General features: G+C 54.5%; 2 protein-coding genes. Both read right to left on the reverse strand.

Features of this window, described 5'->3' with window-relative positions; genetic code table 11:
- Positions 1 to 1027, reverse strand: a 1027-nt coding sequence (locus tag RMSM_RS25795) for a TolC family protein (RefSeq protein WP_040769412.1), incomplete at its 3' end; no start/stop codon positions are given.
- A 94-nt stretch (positions 1028 to 1121) separates the two neighbouring features.
- Positions 1122 to 1646 carry a hypothetical protein gene (locus RMSM_RS25800; RefSeq protein ID WP_008703632.1) on the reverse strand — a complete coding sequence of 175 codons (525 nt, stop codon included), beginning with the start codon at positions 1644 to 1646 and terminating at the stop codon, positions 1122 to 1124.
- Between the last annotated feature and the right edge of the window lie 359 nt (positions 1647 to 2005).

The raw sequence follows: 2005 nt of genomic DNA on the forward strand, positions 1-2005 counted from the left end.
GCGTGTTTTCTTTCGCCTCGAAGTTACGACCGTAACCGTAAGTGACGACGATGTCGGGAATCTTCTCGACCGTTTCTCGCTTGACCTTGATTTCATCCGCTTGTAGCTTGGCCCGAGCGGCGAGAATTTGAGGGCTTTCGGAGATCAAGCGATCAAGCGCGACCTCAAAATCGATTAGGCTCACCGGAGCTTCGAGTGCGCCTTCGAGCGGAGTCGGGGATTGGCGAATGCCGGCGATTGCGGCCAGTTCATACCAATTGGCTTGCAATTGGTTTCGGAACATCAGTAGGTCTAACCGAGCGCGTTGCACCAGGACGTTTGCCTGATGCACTTCCGCCCGCGTCGCTTGCCCCAGATTATAAAGCTCCCGAGCAGTGACCACAGCGTCTTCGGCGTTCTTCAAGATCTCGTTGTGAAGTTGGACCAGTTGCTGTTGACCAAGTGTCATCCAGAACTGAATACGCAAATCGTTCAACACCTGATACTGCTGCTCGAGCGCTCGCCATTCGGCGGCTCGAGTGAGCTGCAAAAACTTGGCACGGCTAAGTTGCAACTTTCGCGCGGTCACGATCCGTTGCTGAAATTGAGCACCCTGCCATTCACCGGCGGTCCCGCCGACGCCCCATTGCTCACCGACGTAGATCAAGTTGGGGTTAGGTATGAGCCCTGCTTGAATTGCTTTGCCCATTTCCGATTGGATTTGGGCTTGGGCTTGCGTCAGCGTCGGGTTGCGACTGCAAGCCATGGACTCAAGCGTTTGCAAGCTCAACGCCCGTTCTTCACTATAGATCATGCCTTTGGCTAAGGATTCAGGCACCGGCGGAACCGGCGGTGGCTCGGTAAATTTCTCTCCGACTCGCTCGCGTAAGTCATCAGGCGAAGTCGGCGGATTGGGATCGTTGACGTCCGCCCCCCGGGGGCCGATCCGCTGGGAATCTTGGATGGGTTGCTGTGCCGAGACAACCGAGGCTGAGACAATCAGAGCCACTGACGCCGCGAAGCGACCGAACCGACAAACCATTGACATGAGAAACTCCATTTCTATCAAGAACGATCTGCAGGATCATTCCGGCCATCGTGGCGAAATTTGATTGGGAAAATGAATGATTTAATAGTGAAGACTACTTGAAGAACTCGGTGACCGACTTCTTACGAATCACCATGTCGTACGCGTGCTGGTACCAATGTTTGGTTTTCGGATCGCAGCCTGATTGCGACAGCGGCAAGACAGGATCGTCATCGCGAGGGTTGGTGCCGTAGTAGATCCTTTTCGTGCAACCGCAGAAATCGGGACCTGTGCAACTGATAATTGGGTGGGGGCGACAGCCGTTGCCCCTCATTGGAAGCGGATCGAAGACATACGGACCGCCGGTTGCAAGCGGTAGGGTTCCGCTAGGGTCGGTGATGCTGGCCGGCAGATCGCTGCTCCTGTATTCGGTGGGTGCGACGGCGTCGGACATTTCGGGTTTCACTGTCGCCTGAAGCATGTCGGCCATTGTCGGCATTTCTTCGGTCGTCGGTGCGATCAGTGTGATGGGTTGAGGGGGCGTGCGATATGGCGGGTCTTGAGCGGTTGCCGATTCGAAGGTTAAACAGACTACCGCGACTGAAAACGTCCAGCGAACAAGGGATAAATCCACGGTCATACATCCTTCCATAATTTGTGCGAGAGCGACTTACTTCCTTATCGGCAATACGGCTATGGGGTATGCAAGAAAATCTCATGCGCACTAAATGGACTACATCAGCTCTCGTTTTTGGCGGTTATTCCGATTGCTCCAGCTGAGCCGATGAACGACGAATAGCTGGCTGTCGGCAACCATGGGGGCTTTCCTCATCGGGATGAGCGTTATGTAGACATTGATGGTTGTGCGGTGCCTCCACACGGCATTTCCAAGGATGCGTCCAACCGATTGCAGTCCGCGTTCCCAGAAATGCTATCTCAATGGCTGGACGACCAGAAATCGCTCACCTTTTGCACGAGCCCCGAGCTTTACGACAATTT

Origin of the sequence: Rhodopirellula maiorica SM1, assembly GCF_000346295.1 — a bacterium.
In the GTDB taxonomy this organism is placed as follows: domain Bacteria; phylum Planctomycetota; class Planctomycetia; order Pirellulales; family Pirellulaceae; genus Novipirellula; species Novipirellula maiorica.

What these genes read in the sequence shown, in the direction of transcription:
- RMSM_RS25800 (WP_008703632.1), bottom strand. Translation starts at nt 1,646, where the DNA reads ATGACCGTGGATTTATCCCTTGTTCGCTGGACGTTTTCAGTCGCGGTA.